Below are 17,419 nucleotides of genomic sequence, written 5' to 3'. Positions count from 1 at the left end.
TATGATCCCAAGCTTCGCCTTGCCCTTGAACCCACCATGCCCAGTCGCTTGAATGAACGCTCCACCCCAGCAGGGTTCATCTGCGTGCGTGGGGCGCGCACCCACAATCTGAAGAACATTGATCTCGACATCCCGCGCCACGCGCTGGTGGTGATCACGGGGCTGTCGGGTTCGGGCAAATCGAGCTTGGCCTTTGACACGCTCTACGCCGAAGGCCAGCGGCGTTACGTTGAAAGTCTTTCGGCCTACGCGCGCCAGTTTTTGCAGCGCATGGACAAGCCCGATGTCGATGTGATTGAAGGCTTGGCACCGGCGATTTCGATCGAGCAAAAAGCCACCAGCCACAACCCGCGCTCGACCGTCGGCACGATCACCGAGATCCACGACTACCTGCGCTTGCTCTACGCCCGTGCGGGCACGCCCTTTTGCCCTGAGCACGGCCAAGCGCTCGACGCCCAAAGCATCAGCCAAATGGTCGATACGGTGCTGGCCTTGCCGGAGGACACCCGCTTGATGGTGCTGGCCCCGGTGGTGCGTGGGCGCAAGGGCGAATTCGTCGAGCTGTTCCAGAGCTTGCAAGCGCAGGGCTATGTGCGCTTTCGCATCGATGGCCAGATCGTCGAAGCCAGCGATCTGCCCGCCCTGAAGAAAACCGAAAAGCACGACATCGACGTCGTGATCGACCGCCTCAAGGTCCGCCCCCAAGCGCAGCAGCGCTTGGCCGAGAGTTTCGAGGCCGCCTTGCGCTTGGCCGAAGGCCGCGCCCTGATGCTGGACATGGACGCCACAGCGGCCGCGCCAGCGCCGGTGGAGCAGTGGTTCTCCAGCCGTTACGCCTGCCCGGTGTGCGATTACGCCTTGGCCGAGCTGGAGCCGCGCCTGTTTTCCTTCAACTCCCCCGCCGGGGCCTGCCCGAGCTGCGAAGGCTTGGGCTTGGTGACGGTGTTTGACGCCGAGCGGGTGGTGCCGTTTCCCTCGCTGAGCCTTGCCAGCGGTGCGGTCAAGGGCTGGGACCGACGCAATCCCTACACCTTCTCGCTGCTTGAAAGCGTGGCCGCGCATTACGGCTTTGATCTGGACGTGCCGTGGGAAGCGCTGGACCCCGCGCATCAGCAGGTGTTGCTGCACGGCTCAGGTAGCCAAGACATCGACTTTGTCTACCGCGCTGAAGGCGTGCAGGGCCGCAAGCGCGAGGTGAAGAAGTCGCATCCGTTTGAAGGCATCTTGCCCAACTTCGAGCGCCGCTGGCGCGAGACCGATTCGGCGGCGGTGCGCGAAGACTTGGCGCGCTACCAAATGGCGCGGCCCTGCGCGGCCTGCGAAGGCACCCGGCTGCGACGCGAGGCGCGCCATGTCTTCTTGCCCCATGGGGGCCATGCTTCCGAGGCTGCGCCAGCGCCCACCTCGCCCGGCCAGCCGATTTATGCCTTGGAGCATCTGCCGCTGGCGGCTTGCCTCGACTACTTCGAGCGCGTGCAACTCAGCGGAGCCAAGCGCGACATCGCCGACAAGGTGATCCGCGAGATTCGCTCGCGCTTGCGCTTTCTGAACGACGTCGGCCTGAACTACCTGAGCTTGGACCGCAGCGCCGACACGCTCTCGGGCGGCGAGGCGCAGCGCATCCGGCTGGCGAGCCAGATCGGCTCGGGGCTGACGGGGGTGATGTACGTGCTCGACGAGCCCTCCATCGGCCTGCATCAGCGCGACAACGAACGCCTCATCGGCACCTTGAAACACCTGCGCAATCTGGGCAACTCGGTGCTGGTGGTCGAGCACGACGAGGACATGATCCGCACCGCCGATCACGTCATCGACATGGGGCCGGGCGCGGGCGTCCACGGCGGCCATGTGGTGGCTGAGGGCACGTGCGCCGACATCATGGCGGTGCCCGAGTCGCTCACAGGCGCGTACCTTGGCCGGCGCTTGCGCATCCAAGGCCCGGCGCAGCGCCGGCCATGGCGCGTTGATCAGCCGGTGTTGGGCATCGTCAACGCCAGCGGCAACAACCTGCGCGGCGTCTCGGTCGAGATCCCGGTGGGCTTGTTCACGTGCGTGACGGGTGTGTCCGGTTCGGGCAAGAGCACCTTGGTGAACGACACGCTCTACGCCGCCGTGGCACGCAAGATCTACCAAAGCCACCTGGAGCCCGCCCCGCACGACGAGATCACCGGCCTGGAAGCCTTCGACAAGGTCATCAACGTCGATCAAAGCCCGATTGGGCGCACCCCGCGCTCGAACCCGGCCACCTACACGGGCCTGTTCACCCCCATCCGCGAGCTGTTTGCCGAAGTACCGATGGCGCGCGAGCGCGGCTACGGGCCGGGGCGTTTCAGCTTCAACGTGGCGGGTGGGCGTTGCGAAGCCTGCCAAGGCGACGGCGTGCTGCGGGTTGAGATGCACTTCTTGCCCGACGTCTACGTGCCGTGCGATATCTGCCACGGTCAGCGCTACAACCGCGAAACGCTGGAAGTGCTCTACAAGGGCCGCAACATCGCCCAAGTGCTCCACCTGACCGTGGAAGACGCCTACGCCTTTTTCTCGGCGGTGCCCGCTTTGGCCCGCAAGCTTCAAACCTTGCTTGATGTGGGCTTGGGCTACATCCGGTTGGGCCAATCCGCCACCACGCTCTCGGGCGGCGAGGCGCAGCGCATCAAGCTGGCGCTGGAACTCTCCAAACGCGACACCGGCCGCACGCTCTACATCCTTGACGAGCCGACCACCGGCCTGCATTTCCACGACATCGGCATGCTGCTCAAGGTGCTGCATCAGCTCTGCGAAGCGGGCAACACCATCGTGGTGATCGAGCACAACCTCGACGTGATCCGCACCGCCGACTGGCTCATCGACATGGGCCCCGAAGGCGGCTCCGGCGGCGGCCTGCTCCTCATCGCCGGCACCCCCGAAACCGTCGCCACCTGCCCCGAGAGCCACACGGGGCGGTATTTGGCGGCGATGATGAGCCAAGGTTAGATGCATGGCCGGGATCTTGCCCTCACCCCCGGCCCCTCTCCCGCGAGTGCGGGCGAGGGGAGTGTTGTCTCCCGTTCGCCCTGAGCTTGTCGAAGGGCCTGATGCCAAACGGGCGGGGCTTCGACAGGCTCAGCCCGAACGGGGAAGGTGGGGCACTTAATCCCGTGCCGCTGCCTTCATATCGGTCACGATCCGCACTGTCTCCACGCTCACTCGTGTCACTCGGGCCAGCAGGGTGATGACGCGTTCCTTGTGGTCCGCAAAGCGGTAGGTGTCGAACTTCTCGCGGATGGTCGGGTCCTTGGGCTTGCGTTCCTTGTGCTGGTCTAGCACCCAGTCCAGCGCGCTGCGGTTGCCCAACTTGTAGGACCAGGCCTCGGGTGGAATGCCGGCCAGCACGGTTTCGCTGTCGATGACGATGCGGCCTTCTTCCGGCAGGCTTTTCAGGATGGACTTGGGGTGTTGCCCGGCGGCGCGGGCCTTTGTGTCTGGTGTGTCGTTGCGCGTCACGCCCCACGGTTCTACGGTTTCGTAGCCAATGTGCATCGTCATCAGTTCCGCACCCCACGCTGCCCATTGTTTGAAGTGCCCCACCGTGCTGCCGTAGAGCGGAATGCGCGGGAAATCACGCTTCAAGTTCTGCGCATATTTCTCGCGGTACAGCGGGTCGTGCAGCACGGCGTAGACATAGTGAAAGATCGCTTCCTTGGTGATGCCTTCCACCGTTCGGACTGAGCTTGTCGAAGTCCCGCGATAGTGTTTCCTAAACTGCTCCAGCGCCCAGTCGGTGATGTTGTCGTGGCGCTGGCCGTCAGCTGAAAAGCGAAAGAGAGAGAAGTAGCTCGCGCCGGAACCAGCGCCCAGAACGTGCAGGTCAACTGGTGCCGCCGCCCCGAATACCGAGAAGGGCTTCGGAGTCGATATGCCAATCATTGCAATGACTTTGTTCGTGGTCGCGCTGTTACCCGGAAAAAATTCTTCGACGCCCGAACGTCTGTCGATGAAGAGCGGTGAATCGAATAGTGTTTGAGGCACAAAAGGGCGGTACTCAACACGGCGAATCTGAGCTGGATCAAGTGAGGCGCGCTTGCCAGATTTAAGCCTCAGCTTCAACGCCTCAGACCACTTGATAGATTCGTCAAACTCGCTGCTCGTCGCGTTGTGCGTGTTGAAGACGGCAATCAAGTGTTCCGCTTGTGCTGCAACAGCGTTCGAGTCAAAGCCATAGAGCCACTCGTCGCGTGCCGTATTTATTCCGAGCGCAAAGGACTTGAACACCGCTCTCTCGCGCGGAGAAGTAGTGGCCGAGCGCACCTCATCGCTGGCTAGCAGCAGAAGCTCGTCGAAATCGTTGTTCGTGATGTTCAGCCAGTTGTGGCTCGCGTCCGGTCGCACTTCTTCAAAGTCAAGCCGCGAAGCGCGCACGCTCCCCAACCAAGCCAACTTCTCCTCCGCCGTTTCCATCTCCGGCCGCCGCGCATAGAACACCCGGCAGCCCTTCTTGCCCGACACACCCTGCCGCTTCACGAAGAAGCTGATCGCCACGCCGGTCTGGATGCCGAACACGTTGTGCTTGGTCCCGCTGAGCTTGGGATTCGCGCGCACGTCGCCGCCCAGGTCCACCACATAGGCCTCGGCAAATTCGCTGCCAACGGTCTTGCGAAACCCATCAAACGTGCGGCTGTCAATGAAGCTGCGGTTGGTCACAAACGCCAGCACGCCGTCGGCGGCCAGCCGGTCGCTGGCCCAGCGGAAAAAGCGCGCGTACATGTCGTAGAGCTTGGTCTTCTGCGCCGTGCTTTCCGCGATGTAGGTCTGCTTGATGCGCGCGTCGATGGACGGGTATTCGCGGTTTTTGTTGTTGTCGTTCTCGTTGGCTTGGTTGGCGTTGTAGGGTGGATTGCCGATGATCACGCTGATTTTTTTGGCATTTTGGCGTTTGATCCGGGCCACGTTTTCATCACTGACGCCACCGAACAAGTCCGCTGTAGTGCCATGAGCTTGGGTGTGCAAACCCACGTTGTCGAGCGTATCGACGAAGCACAAGTTGGTGAATTCTTCGTAGCGACCTGTGATGGCCGCATAGGTGGCTTCGATATTCAGGTTGGCCACGTAATAGGGCAGGATCGCCACCTCGTTGGCGTGCAGCTCGTGGCGGTATTTGTGTTCGAGCTTCTTGTCTTGGCCGCGAAAGTGTTCCAGCAATTCGCTGATGAAGGTGCCCGTGCCCGTGGCTGGATCGAGGATGTCCACATCGCGGTCGATCAGATTCTTACCGAAGTGTTTCTCACAGAGCCAGTCCGCTCCTTCGATCATGAAGCGGACGATCTCGTTCGGCGTGTAGACCACGCCCAGCCGGTCGGCGGCTTTGGCGTTGTAGACCTTGTAAAAATTTTCGTAGATGACCTTCAAAAAGGTCTGCTTCTCGTGGTGGCTGCCGATCTGCGCTGCCGCAGCACGGATGGCCGCGTAGTAAGGCTCCAGACCTTTGAGGGTGCTTTTCTTCACGCTGCCTGTGAAGAAGGTTTCTTCCAACACGTACAGCTCATGCGCCACGTTGTTCTTGCGATGAAAATCGCTGTCGTCGAAAACCTTGGCGAATATTTCTTCGGTCAGCACATGCTGGATCAGCATCTCGCACACATCGGCATCGGTCAGGATGGGATTGATGGCTTCTTGCGCATGTTTAAGAAACTTGGCCGCAGCAAGACCAAATGCTGGGTTGTCGTGTTGTTGACGCTCAATCATGTTGCGCAATGCACCAAGCACCGCCGGTAGATCGGTTTTGAACTGCGCCACCGCTTTACGAAAATCCGCAATTTCTGCGCGTTCGAAACTGAAGAAAAGCTTGAGCAGCTTTTCCAGCGCTTTCACGTCGGCCACGTCGCAGCGCATCACCTCGTTGCGGTGCTGGATCAAGACGGCTTGCGTGCTGTCTTCGAAGATGATGTTGTCTTGCGGGTAGCCACGTTTGAATTTCTTGGCGATCTCTGCGTCTAAATCGTCATCGCTGTCCTTGGCCTCCCAGTAGCCGAAGGGCACGCGCAGCTCGTGCAGCAGCGCGCCATCGACAAAGCGCGTGTCCTTGGTCGCGCTATCGAGTTTGTATTCAGGGATAAACACCAAGTCATGCTGGCGGCCCCAGCCTTTGAGTAAATCCTTGAAGGCCTCGCGCACGACCGATTCGCGGTGTGTACCGCTGACCCTCTTGAGGCGGTCAAGTTCGGCAAGGTATTGGTTGATCAGGACTTGGCTCATGCGAATGGGACTCCCTGCGCTCTACGGCGCGATGTGACAGAACAACAAGATGACAAGACGGGCGATTGCAGCATATTCTTGCGGCCCAAATTCATCGCTCCTCAGCTCGAACCGGCCTGCTCCATGACCACCTCTACACCCTCCGCCTCGTCTTCTACCCCCGACTACTCCCACGCGATCCAAGCCTTGAAGGTGGCGGCTTGGTGTTTTGCTGCATCGACCTTGGGCCTTGGCGTTGGCTTGGCGACCTTGGATGACCGCGATCTGACGTGGCTCACCTATGGCGCTTTTGGTTTGATGGTGGTGGCCGGTGTGGCCGCGCATGTCTTGGCCGTGGTGGGGTGGTTTCGTATGCCCAAGCGCGCCTCAGGGGCATCCTGAATGGTTAGAATGCGGCCCTTATCTTTCATACCTTTGGGGGTATTCATGCGCAAACACACACTCTCTCTTGTCACCTTGGCTGCGGGCCTTTTTTTTGGCGCGTATACATCAGCCCACGCTGATGTACCGGCTGCTGCCGCATCCAGTACCGCCATGGAAGCAGAAACGCGCCAAGTCGCGCAGGATTTGCTCAAGCAACTCGGTGGCACGCTGAAGGCTGAGATCGCTGCCAGCGGCCCGGAGTCGGCGGTGCAGGTGTGCCGCGATGTGGCCCCGAAGTTGGCCGGTCAAGCCTCGTTGGCCAAGGGCTGGAAGGTGGCGCGCGTCGGTACCCGCACGCGTAATCCGCTTTTGGGCATGCCCGATGCTTGGGAGCAAGAGGTGCTGGCGCGCTTTCAACAGCGTCTGGCAGCGGGTGAAAAGCTGGAGTCGATGGAGTTCTCCCAAGTGGTCCAAGAACCCTCGGGCAGCAGCTTTCGCTATATGAAGGCCATCGGCATGCAGCCGCAGTGTGTGGCCTGCCACGGTCCGCAGGATCAGCTCGCCCCGGGCGTGAAGGCCTCGCTCAATCAGGCCTACCCGCATGACCAAGCCACCGGCTACACCCCGGGGCAGTTGCGCGGCGCAGTGACCATCAAGCGGCCGATCTAAGGTCGTTGTCGTCGTCATACGACAATGGGCGCTGTTTTTGTTTTTTTGACCGCCCATCATGTCGCTGACTCCCTCTTCTTCCGACGCTTTGCCGGCTCCCGCTTCAGCAGGTCGATCATTTGGAGAGCCTGATCCGCAGTGGAGCAAGTGGATTCACATCGGGCTCGCGCCGTTTGTGCTCTGTGTGCTGCTGCTGTTTTTGGTGCGTGGCAACGCTTTCTTGTCGGTGATGCATGTGCTTGCCGCCTATGCCACCGTGACCGTGGCTTTTTTGGGCGGCATCCACTGGGGCTTGGGCATGCTCAGCACGCCGCCGCAGCGCAAGATTTTTACGCGCGGCATCCTCCTCACCGTCTTTGCGTGGATCGGCGGGATGATGTCCCCCCATGTGGGTTTGGTGGTGGATGGGGTGCTGTTCATCGCCAGCTACTTGATTGATCGCAAGGTCTATCCGGCCCACGGTTTGTCGGCTTGGTTGATGCTGCGCTTTCGCTGGACGGCAGTGGCCTCGCTGTGCTGTTTCTTGGCCGCAGCGCAAATCTGATTCGGGAGCGGCGCATGGTGGTCCGTTACCTCGTTGATGCGGCTGACACGGTTGCGCATCAGTTTCACGTCACGCTGGATCTTGCCGCTGCCGCACCCACGCAGCGCCTGAGCCTGCCGGTGTGGATTCCCGGCAGCTACTTGGTGCGCGAGTTCGCCCGCCATGTCTCGGGTTTGCAGGCTTGGCGGGGGGGGCGGCCCGTGCCGGTGGTGCAGCTCGACAAATGCACCTGGGAGGTTCAAGACGGTCATCAAGACCTTGCACCCTTAGAGCCGCTGCGGGTGCGCTGGTCGGTCTACGCCTTGGACGCTTCGGTGCGCACCGCATGGCTCGATAGCGAGCGGGGTTTCTTCAACGGCACGAGTCTTTTCTTGGCCTGTGAAGGTTTGGAGGATCAGCCGCATCAGGTGCAGCTCACCGGCTTGCCCCAAAGGTGGGAGATCGCCACGGCGATGCGCACCGCTGCCGAAGCCGCGCCGGCTACCTTTGTGGCGGCCAACTACGACGAGCTGATCGACCATCCCTTTGAACTTGGCACCTTTTGGCGCGGGCATTTTGAAGCGGGCGGTCGACCGCATGAGTTGGTGATCAGCGGCGCGTGGCCCTTGGCCGATCACGCCCGTTTGCTGGCTCAGACCCAGCAGATTTGCGCGACGCAGATTCGTTTTTGGCACGGCGAGGGCGAAGGGGCGTCTTTGCCGCCGTTCGAGCGCTACGTCTTTTTGCTGCGCTTGGTGCATGAGGGCTACGGCGGGTTGGAGCACCGCGCCAGCACGGCGCTGATCGCCAGCCGGGCCGACATGCCCCGGTGTGACGAGGTGGGAGCCAGCATCCAAGGGCCGGGCGCGCTCAGCGACGGTCATCTGACCTTGCTTGGGCTGATCAGCCACGAGTATTTCCATACGTGGAACGTCAAACGCATCCGCCCGCCCGAGTTCGCACCCTATGACTTGGGGCGCGAGAACTACACCGAGCTGCTGTGGTTCTTTGAGGGCTTTACCTCGTACTACGACGATTTGATGTTGCTGCGCGCCGGCTTGATCGACGTGCCGCGTTATCTGGGGTTGGTGAGCAAGACGATCCGCCAAGTGCTCGATACGCCGGGGCGCAAGGTCCAAAGCTTGGCGCAATCGAGCTTTGACGCGTGGGTCAAGTACTACCGACCCGACGAAAACACCGTCAACGCCACGGTCAGCTACTACACCAAGGGGGCGTTGGTGGCGCTGGCGCTGGACTTGCGTTTGCGGGGGTTACTACCGGCATCTGGAGCCTCGCTCGATCAGGTCATGCAAGGTCTGTGGCAGCGCAGCCAAAGCGGTCCGATCACCGAGGCGATGCTGCTGGCCTTGGTGGCCGAGTACGCCGGTGCCGAGCGATCCGCCGGGGTGTGTGCCGAGCTGCTCAGCTGGGTGCATGGCACCGAAGACTTGCCGCTGCTTGAGCTGCTCCAAGCCGTCGGTGTGGCGTGGCAGGAAGACACCGCCTTGCTGCCGCAGCGCTTGGGCCTGCGCTTGCAGGAGACACCCAGCGGCATCAAGGTGCAAGCGGTGCTGCGCGGCGGGGCGGGCGAGGCGGCGGGCTTATCGGCCGGCGATGAATGGCTGGCCTTGGACGGCTGGCGCATCTTGAAGCTGCTGGAGGCTGCGCAGCTCGGTGCGGCCGAGCGTGCGCTGCCGCTGCTGGTGGCGCGCGACCGGCGCTTGCTGAGTCTGACCCTGCCCGCCACACCCAAGGCCACCACCGTCAGCTTGAAGCTGTTGGATGAGTCCTTGTTGACCGCTTGGTTGGGCGTGGCGTGAGCCGGGTGGGTTGGCGGCGCGCTGGGTTGCTGCTGGCGTTGCTGGTTGGCGTGATCGGGCTGCATATCGGCGGGTTGGGCGAGATCAGCGCGCAGCTCGAAGCCGCCCGCTCATCCGCTGCGCCCAAGCCCGCCATGCAGCGCATGCAAGCCACCTACGCCCGCAGCGTGCTGCCTACAGCCGCCCCCGCCCCCGTGGCGCATGCCCCGGCGCCGGTGGCCAAGAAAAAGCGCCGCCCCGCACCGGAGGTGGCCTTGGCGGCTGCCGCAGCTTCTGCGGCTTCAGAGGCCGCTTCAGAGGCCGCTTCAGCGGTGCCTGTCGAGGTGGCCGCCTCGGCCGAAGAGACTTTGGCGGTGGCCGCTTCAGCGCCCGAGGTGGCCTCGTCCAGCGTGGCTGAAGTTGCGCCAGCTTCGGCTCCCGTGTTCACGTGGCCGGTGTCCACCAAACTCAACTACAAGCTGCTGGGCAACTATCGCGGGCCGGTCGAAGGCCAAGCCCAAGTGGAGTGGCTGCGCCAAGGCGCGCGCTATCAGGTGCATCTGGACGTCAGCATCGGCCCTTCTTTTGCCCCCTTGGCCAGTCGCCGGGTCAGCAGCCAAGGGTTGATCGACGCCACCGGCTTGGTGCCGCAGCTCTACGAGCAAGAAACCCGCGTGCTGATGGGCAGCCCCCGCTTGGCCACGATCCGTTTTGAGCCCGACGGCATCACCTTGGCCAACGGTCGGCATGAAGCGCCCAAAGCCGAGATCCAAGACACCGCCAGCCAGTTCATTCAGCTGATTTACCTCTTCACCACGCGGGCCGAGTTGCACGCCCAAGGGGCCCAAGTGGCGTTGCCGCTGGCGTTGCCGCACCGCGTGGACCGTTGGATCTATGAGGTCGATCGCTTGGAGCCCCAAGAAACCTCGGTCGGGATGATCGAGGCTTTGCATCTCAAACCACGCCGGCAGGCTGATCCGGGTGATATTTCGGTCGAGATGTGGTTGGCACCGACGCTGCATTGGTTCCCGATCCGCATCCGCATGAAACAAGATGCCGAGACTTCTCTCGATTTGATTTTGGATAAGTGGCCCCAACAATCGGGTTCCTGATCACCCTGATCACCAGGATCGCCCAGACTGTGTTTTTCCAAGGAGTACGAACGTGACCCAGCCCCAGACCTTTGAAACCATCCGTGTTGAAACCCGTGGCGAGGGCGCTTTGCGCCAAGGCTGGATCACGCTGGACCGGCCCAAGCAACTCAACGCCCTCAACGACACCTTGATGGACGAGATGGGTGCGGCCCTGCTGGCGTTTGACGCCGACCCGGGTATCGGCTGCATCGTGCTGACCGGCAGCGAAAAAGCTTTTGCCGCTGGGGCCGATATTTCGATGATGGCGCCCTTCGATTTCGCCACCGCCTATACGCAAGGGCTGATCTCGCGCAACTGGGACACCCTGCGCCAAGTGCGTAAACCCATCATCGCGGCGGTGTCGGGCTTTGCCTTGGGCGGTGGCTGCGAAGTGGCGATGGCTTGCGATGTGATCATTGCCGCCGACAATGCCAAGTTTGGTCAGCCCGAAATCAAGCTCGGCATCATCCCCGGCGCGGGCGGTACGCAGCGTCTGCCGCGTGCGGTTGGCAAGGCCAAGGCGATGGACTTGGTGCTGACGGCGCGCATGATGGACGCCCAAGAAGCTGAGCGTGCCGGGCTGGTCTCCCGCGTGGTGCCTTTTGAGCGCCTGCACGCCGAAGTCGAACAAGCCGCCAGCGCCATTTGCGCCAACTCGCTGCCCAGCATCTTGGCGGCCAAGGAATGCGTCAATCGCGCCTTTGAAGCGCCGCTCAGCGAAGGCTTGCTCTACGAGCGCCGCATGTTCCACGCGCTGTTCTCGACCGCTGATCAAAAAGAAGGCATGGCGGCTTTCCTTGAAAAGCGCAAGCCGGTGTTCCAGCAACGTTGAAAGGATCTCACCATGTGGACCGCTCTGATTCGTCTGACCGTCCTTGCTGGGGTTTTGGCCGCACCGGGCATGGGGGTCGCTGAAGAGGCCTCCAAAGCCGCTTCTGGGGTGGAGACTTTGAGCGGTGATTCGCAGGCCGCGATGCTGGCCGATCACAACCGCTGGCGGGCCAAGGTGGGGGTGCCTGAGCTGCGCTGGGCCGAGGATTTGGCCCAGTCTTCAGCGCAGTGGGCTGAGCAGCTGCTCAAGGACCAGCGTTGCGACATGGTTCACAGCCATCGACTTGGTCTGGGCGAAAACCTGTTCTGGGCCAGCCCGTTGATGGGCTCTGACGGTTCCGTGGCGATCCAAGCGGTGAGTTCAGCCCAAGTGGTCGATGACTGGGGCCACGAAGATGCGGACTACGACCTCGCCACCAACACCTGCAAAACCGGCAAGATGTGCGGCCACTACACCCAACTGGTTTGGAAAAGTACCCAAGAAGTGGGCTGCGCCAAACACATCTGCCCGGCCAGCGATCAAGTCTGGGTTTGCCAATACCGCCCAGCAGGCAACGTGGTCGGAGAGCGGCCTTATTGACCCTTGGCCAGCGCCGCCAAACGTTTTTCCAATTCGGCGGCGGGCATGGCACCGGGGGAGCGGCTGCCGTCTTCAAAGATGATGGCCGGGGTGCCGTTGATGTGGTGCTTTTGGGCCAAGGCGGTGTTGCGCTCAATGGCGGTGCTGTCGCACTTGCCCATCATGCGTGGCGGGGTGGTGCCCTTGACCATCCAGTCGCGCCAGACGGTGGTGTTGTCCTTGGCACACCAGATGGCTTCGGACTTTTCCTTCGAGTCGCCACCTAGGATGGGGATGATGAAGGTGTAGACGGTCAGGTCTTTGACGCTTTGCAGATCGCGCTCGAACTTCTTGCAGTAGCCGCAGTTTGGATCGGCAAAGACGGCGATGCGGCGCTTGCCGGTGCCTGTTTTCCAGACCACCGCGTCCTTGAGGGGCAGGGCGGCGAAGTCGATGGCGGTGAGCTTCTCGACGCGTTCCTCGGTCAGGTTGCGTTTGGAGCTGGTGTCGATCAGCGCGCCTTGGATCAGGAAGTTGCCCTTGGCGTCGCTGTACATCACCTCGGTGCCGATACGCACTTCCCACAGCCCGGCCATCGGGGTGGCCCGCACTTCATCGATTTTGGGCAGATTTGCGAAGCGTTCGCTCAAGGTTTTACGGATCTCGGCCTCATCGGCGTGGGCGGCGCTGAACGACAAAGCGATCAGGGTGGCGGTGAGCAGGCGTTTGAACATGAACGACTTTCGACTTTCGACGTTGAGCTTTTCAGGAAGGGGTGTCACTGGCCATGGCTTGGGTGACCAGCCAGCGTTTGAGCGTGGGCATCTTATTGAGCAGGCTCATGCCTTGATTGCGCAAGGCTCTTACCGGGTCTTCAGGGCGTGAGAAAAGTTGCCAAAGGCCGTCTGAGACGCCACTGACGCTGCGCACATGCCAGGCGCGTTCACGCACATGGCGGCGCAGCAAGCGTTCATCGCCCAGCGAGCGCCAAGCTTCTTCGCGGCGCGCTTGGCCAAGAATTCGCGCCAAGCTGCTGACATCGGCCAGCCCCAGATTCAGCCCTTGACCGGCCAGCGGGTGGACTTGGTGGGCGGCGTCGCCCAGCAACACCCAACCCGGGCCGCAGCAGGGCTCAGCGTGGGCCGCAGCCAAGGGCCAAACCAAGCGCTCAGAGCCTAGGCGCAAGCGGCCTGCCTCAGGGCCACAGGCATCGTTGAGTGCGGCTTCGAAGTCCTCGGGGCTGAGCGCGGCGCGGGCCAGGGCGTCGGCGTGTGGCATCGACCAGACCAAGCCGAAGGAGGCGTTTGAGACGGGGCGATCAAAGGGCAGCAGGGCGAGGATTTCGGGGTTGCGGAACCACTGGTGCGCTACGCCTTGATGGGGCGCGTCGCTGACGATGCGGGCCGCCAAAGCGCTGTGGCCGTAGGCGTCGCGCTTGAACGTCACGCCGTGGGCCGCGCGGGCGGCGGAGTTTTTGCCTTCGCAGATCGCTTGCAACGGGGCGTCCACCGGCTGGGCCACGCGCTGCACATGCGGGGCGTAAAGCAGCGCTTGGGCCAGACCGGCGTCCAAGGCTTGGGCGTCCACGATCCAAGCCAACGCCGATTCACGCTGCTGCCAAGCCGAGAACTCAAGCTCGCCGCCCGCATCACCATGGATGCGCATGGCGTCCACGGCGGTGGCCGCGTCCACTGGCAAGGCATCCCAGACGCGCAGCGAGCGCAGCAAGGCGACCGAGCCGGCGTTGAGGGCGTAGGTGCGCACGTCCTCGGTGGGGGGGGCGGTGATCGCCGGGGGCGGGGCGGTGGTCAGCGCACTGGATATGCCTTGGCGGGCCAAGGCCAAGGCCAAGCTGGCGGCGACCGGGCCGGTGCCGAGAATGCAGATATCGACCGCACCGCTGACAGTTGAGTTCATGGCTGAAGAGGGTTGGGCGTGAGGTTGATGGCGGGCAAATATTACCCCGCCTTCTCAGGCCTCTCGGCCGCGTCCTCCAACGCCTTCAACCGGCGATACAAGGTCCGTTCGCTGACGCCGAGGCGCAAGGCCAGTTCGGCGCGGCTACCTCGGTGGGCCAGGACTTCGGCGCGCAGGAGGTCACGGCTGAGGTTGTGCAGGGAAAGCGGGACGGCGGCGACGGGCGGGAGTTGCATCGTGGGGAGTGGGGTCGTCGCCATGGCAAGGGGGTCCACGGACACCACAGGGCTGGCGCTGCTGCTGAACTCGGGTGTCAGGGCTTCTTCGACATGGTGAGGCTCAAGCACGGGGCCGTCGCAGAGCAAGCTGGCGCGTTCCAGCAAGTTGCGCAACTCACGCACATTGCCGGGAAAGTCGTAATCGGCCAAGCGGCCCAAGGTGGCCGGTGCCAGCGTCAAGGGGCGGTCACGGGTCAGCCGCGCCAGCAAGGCGGGCACCAGCAGGGCCAGATCCTCGCGGCGTTCACGCAGCGGCGGCAGGTGGATTGGGAAGGTGCTGAGGCGGAAGTAAAGATCGGGCCGAAACAGATTCTGCGACGCCATGTGGCGCAAATCGCGGTGCGTGGCCGAGATGACCCGAATATCCGCGTGACGCCATTCGGTTGAACCGACCCGTCGGTAGGTGCCTGACTCCAGCAAGCGCAGTAGCTTGACTTGCATCGGCAAGGGAATCTCGCCGACTTCATCGAGAAACAGCGTGCCGCCGCTGGCTGACTCGACCAAGCCTTGCTTTTGATGGGTGGCCCCGGTGAAGGAGCCGCGCTCGTGGCCGAACAGCTCACTCTCAAACAAATGTTCGGGCAAGCTGGTGCAGTCCACCACCACCAGGGGCTTGTGCGCCCGGCGACTGGCCGCATGCACCGCCCGCGCCACCAGCTCCTTGCCGGTACCGGACTCGCCTTGGAGCAGCACGGTGGCTTCGCTGGGTGCAACCCGAGCTACTTTTTGCAGCATGCGCTGAAAGGCGGGTGCGCGGCCCACCAGCTCCCACACCGCTGAAGCACCGCCCCCGCTCGCCGAGGTCGCCGTGCGCACCGCTTCCATCTTCTCGACGAAATAAGCCATCTCGCCCTCGGCATTGCGCAAAGGCAGCAGCTCAATGTTGACGTAGGCCTCGCCCTTGGGCGTGTGGTGCAGGTGCAAGACGCGCTCGCGCTGACCGGAGCCTCGGGCTTTGGCCAGTGGGCAGCACTCGCCAGCCTGATCGCAGGGCACGCTGAAGTGGTGTGACACCTCGTAGCACGTTCGCCCCACGACGCTGGCGGCTGGACTGAACTGCTTGCGATACGCCGCGTTGGCCGCCACGATGCGGTACTGCCGATCAAACAAGATGTGCGGCTCGGCCAAGCCTTCCAAGTACGACACCAACTCGGGCAACAACTTCACCCCAGACATCTGATACCCCTTTTATGTGCCGTCGATTGTGTCAGAGCACTGCCAAGACTGTCAGTGAGCGGCAGTAAGCCCCGTCCCTTGGATGCGACAGCCGCCCTGACTACCGGCTACCTTGATGCATAAAACGTGCCGAAATGCCCACGGCGTAGGCCGTGGCGCTGTTTTGCGGGCGTTGGTGGGCGTTGGCCGGGGTTGGCACGCTTCTTGGAATAGAGCAGCGTCCTCAAGAAATCGCTGTCATGTCATCCATCTCCTCTCGCTTCGCCTTTCGGCCACCCGCTCGCCCACGCCCGACTTGGTCGCTGCGTCACGAGTTGACCTTGATCGTCCTTATCAAGCTGGTGGCGCTTGGGATGCTCTGGGCCCTTACCAGGAACACATGACCATGTCTGATCAACTCGTTGACGTGTCACGGCTGCAATTCGCCGTCACCGCGCTTTATCACTTCCTGTTCGTGCCCCTGACCATCGGCATGACGTGGATGCTTGTCATCATGGAGAGCGTCTACGTCATGACCGGCCAAGCGGTCTGGAAGGACATGACGCGCTTTTGGGGCAAGTTGTTTGGCATCAACTTCGCGCTGGGCGTGACCACGGGCATCACGATGGAGTTCCAGTTCGGCACCAACTGGGCCTACTACTCGCATTACGTCGGTGACGTTTTTGGGGCCCCGCTGGCCATCGAAGGGCTGATGGCTTTCTTCCTTGAATCGACCTTCATCGGTCTGTTCTTCTTTGGCTGGGATCGCCTCTCGCGCCGCGAACATCTCTTGGTCACGATCCTGATGGCGATAGGCACCAACTTGTCGGCGCTGTGGATCTTGATCGCCAACGGCTGGATGCAAAACCCGGTGGGTGCCGAATTCAGCTGGCAAACCATGCGCATGGAAATGGTGGATTTCTGGGCCGTGCTCTTCAACCCGGATGCCCAAGCCAAGTTCGTTCACACCGTCTCGGCCGGCTACGTGACCGGCGCGATGTTCGTGCTCTCGATCTCGTCGTGGTACTTGCTCAAGGGCCAAGACATCGCCTTTGCCCGGCGCAGCTTTCGCGTCGCGGCGGCCTTCGGGTTGGCTTCGGTGTGCTCGGTGATCGTGCTGGGCGATGAATCGGGCTACACCGTGGGCGAGGCCCAGCAAACCAAGATGGCCGCCATGGAAGCCATGTGGGACACCGAACCCGCCCCGGCATCGTTCAACCTCATCGCTTGGCCCAACGAAGCCGAGATGAAAAACGACTGGGCCATCGAGATCCCGTGGGTGATGGGCCTGATTGGTACGCGCTCGATCCACAAGGAGATCCCAGGTATCAAGGAGCTCATCGCGCGCAACCGCCTCCGCATCATCTCGGGCATCGAAGCGGTCAAGGCGCTGGATACGCTGCGCCATGATCGCAGTCACCGGGAGGCGGAAGCCGTCCTCAAGCAACACCAAGCGGATTTGGGCTTCGGTTTGCTGCTGCGCAAATACGTCAAGTCCATGGACGATGTCACCCCAGCGCTGATCGACCAAGCGGCGCGCGACACCATCCCCAAGGTCACGCCGATGTTCTGGGGCTTTCGCGCCATGGTCGGCTTAGGGATGGCCATGCTGCTGCTCTTTGCGACTGCGTTTTGGTCCACGTTGAAGATGCGCTGCGGCGAACAACGCTGGCTGCTGCGCTGGGCACTGTTGATGCTGCCCGCGCCGTGGATCGCCTGCGAGTTGGGCTGGTTCGTCGCCGAATACGGTCGCCAACCTTGGACGATTTACGGCGTGCTGCCCACGCACCTCTCGGTGTCGAGCGTCAGTGTGGAGAGCGTCTACGGATCCTTAGCTGGCTTTGTCGCCTTCTACACCGTGCTGTTGATCATCGAGATGGGTTTGATGATTCGCTTTGCCCGCTTAGGGCCCGGCAGCCTAGGCACCGGCCGCTACGACAACGAAGCCCATTGACGGCTTGAAG

The 17,419-nt window shown here is 62.4% G+C and carries 13 protein-coding genes; 9 read left to right on the top strand and 4 right to left on the bottom strand.

Annotation, left to right across the window (positions count from 1 at the left end; genetic code table 11):
• The first annotated feature begins 36 nt into the window (after positions 1 to 36).
• The gene (gene uvrA, locus AC3VI7_RS04130) at positions 37 to 2,970 is read left to right on the top strand and encodes an excinuclease ABC subunit UvrA (RefSeq protein ID WP_489668102.1); all 2,934 of its coding nucleotides are present in this window, start codon (positions 37 to 39) and stop codon (positions 2,968 to 2,970) included.
• 156 nt (positions 2,971 to 3,126) lie between these two features.
• On the opposite strand, the gene AC3VI7_RS04125 is transcribed toward uvrA, so the two are convergent.
• Positions 3,127 to 6,093, bottom strand: coding sequence for a type ISP restriction/modification enzyme (locus tag AC3VI7_RS04125; protein ID WP_489671401.1), 2,967 nt, complete (start codon positions 6,091 to 6,093; stop codon positions 3,127 to 3,129).
• A 258-nt stretch (positions 6,094 to 6,351) separates the two neighbouring features.
• Between AC3VI7_RS04125 and AC3VI7_RS04120 the strand changes: the two genes are divergently transcribed.
• The 7 genes from AC3VI7_RS04120 to AC3VI7_RS04090 are packed head-to-tail and all read left to right on the top strand — an operon-like array spanning position 6,352 to position 12,126.
• The gene (locus AC3VI7_RS04120) at positions 6,352 to 6,609 is read left to right on the top strand and encodes a hypothetical protein (RefSeq protein ID WP_489668100.1); all 258 of its coding nucleotides are present in this window, start codon (positions 6,352 to 6,354) and stop codon (positions 6,607 to 6,609) included.
• 45 nt (positions 6,610 to 6,654) lie between these two features.
• Positions 6,655 to 7,260, top strand: a complete 606-nt coding sequence (locus AC3VI7_RS04115; protein WP_489668099.1) for a Tll0287-like domain-containing protein — start codon at positions 6,655 to 6,657, stop codon at positions 7,258 to 7,260.
• 58 nt (positions 7,261 to 7,318) lie between these two features.
• Positions 7,319 to 7,804 carry a DUF3429 domain-containing protein gene (locus AC3VI7_RS04110; protein WP_489668098.1) on the top strand — a complete coding sequence of 162 codons (486 nt, stop codon included), beginning with the start codon at positions 7,319 to 7,321 and terminating at the stop codon, positions 7,802 to 7,804.
• Between the two features lie 14 nt (positions 7,805 to 7,818).
• Positions 7,819 to 9,603: a M61 family metallopeptidase gene (locus AC3VI7_RS04105; protein WP_489668097.1), complete on the top strand. Its 1,785-nt coding sequence runs from the start codon at positions 7,819 to 7,821 to the stop codon at positions 9,601 to 9,603.
• Positions 9,585 to 10,694 carry a DUF3108 domain-containing protein gene (locus AC3VI7_RS04100; protein ID WP_489671399.1) on the top strand — a complete coding sequence of 370 codons (1,110 nt, stop codon included), beginning with the start codon at positions 9,585 to 9,587 and terminating at the stop codon, positions 10,692 to 10,694. The genes AC3VI7_RS04105 and AC3VI7_RS04100 overlap by 19 nt, the downstream gene beginning before the upstream one ends.
• A gap of 52 nt (positions 10,695 to 10,746) precedes the next feature.
• The gene (locus AC3VI7_RS04095; RefSeq protein WP_489668095.1) at positions 10,747 to 11,547 is read left to right on the top strand and encodes an enoyl-CoA hydratase; all 801 of its coding nucleotides are present in this window, start codon (positions 10,747 to 10,749) and stop codon (positions 11,545 to 11,547) included.
• 12 nt (positions 11,548 to 11,559) lie between these two features.
• Positions 11,560 to 12,126: a CAP domain-containing protein gene (locus AC3VI7_RS04090; protein WP_489668094.1), complete on the top strand. Its 567-nt coding sequence runs from the start codon at positions 11,560 to 11,562 to the stop codon at positions 12,124 to 12,126.
• Here the strand turns inward: AC3VI7_RS04090 and AC3VI7_RS04085 are convergent.
• From AC3VI7_RS04085 to AC3VI7_RS04075, 3 genes are read right to left on the bottom strand one after another with little or no spacing between them, the layout of a single operon-like run.
• Positions 12,120 to 12,839 (bottom strand): DsbC family protein, encoded by a 720-nt coding sequence (locus tag AC3VI7_RS04085; protein ID WP_489668093.1) that lies wholly within the window; start codon positions 12,837 to 12,839, stop codon positions 12,120 to 12,122. The two genes, AC3VI7_RS04090 and AC3VI7_RS04085, sit on opposite strands and share 7 nt — an antisense overlap.
• A gap of 31 nt (positions 12,840 to 12,870) precedes the next feature.
• Positions 12,871 to 14,022, bottom strand: a complete 1,152-nt coding sequence (locus tag AC3VI7_RS04080; RefSeq protein WP_489668092.1) for an FAD-dependent monooxygenase — start codon at positions 14,020 to 14,022, stop codon at positions 12,871 to 12,873.
• A 41-nt stretch (positions 14,023 to 14,063) separates the two neighbouring features.
• Complete coding sequence (locus AC3VI7_RS04075; RefSeq protein ID WP_489668091.1) at positions 14,064 to 15,476, bottom strand: sigma-54 interaction domain-containing protein; 1,413 nt, start codon at positions 15,474 to 15,476, stop codon at positions 14,064 to 14,066.
• Between the two features lie 379 nt (positions 15,477 to 15,855).
• On the opposite strand from AC3VI7_RS04075, the gene AC3VI7_RS04070 reads away from it, so the two are divergent.
• Positions 15,856 to 17,409, top strand: coding sequence for a cytochrome ubiquinol oxidase subunit I (locus AC3VI7_RS04070; RefSeq protein WP_489668090.1), 1,554 nt, complete (start codon positions 15,856 to 15,858; stop codon positions 17,407 to 17,409).
• The last annotated feature ends 10 nt before the right edge of the window (positions 17,410 to 17,419 follow it).

This window comes from Leptothrix toolikensis (SeqCode), from assembly GCF_057922285.1.
This window is presented reverse-complemented; position numbering and strand designations above follow the sequence as displayed.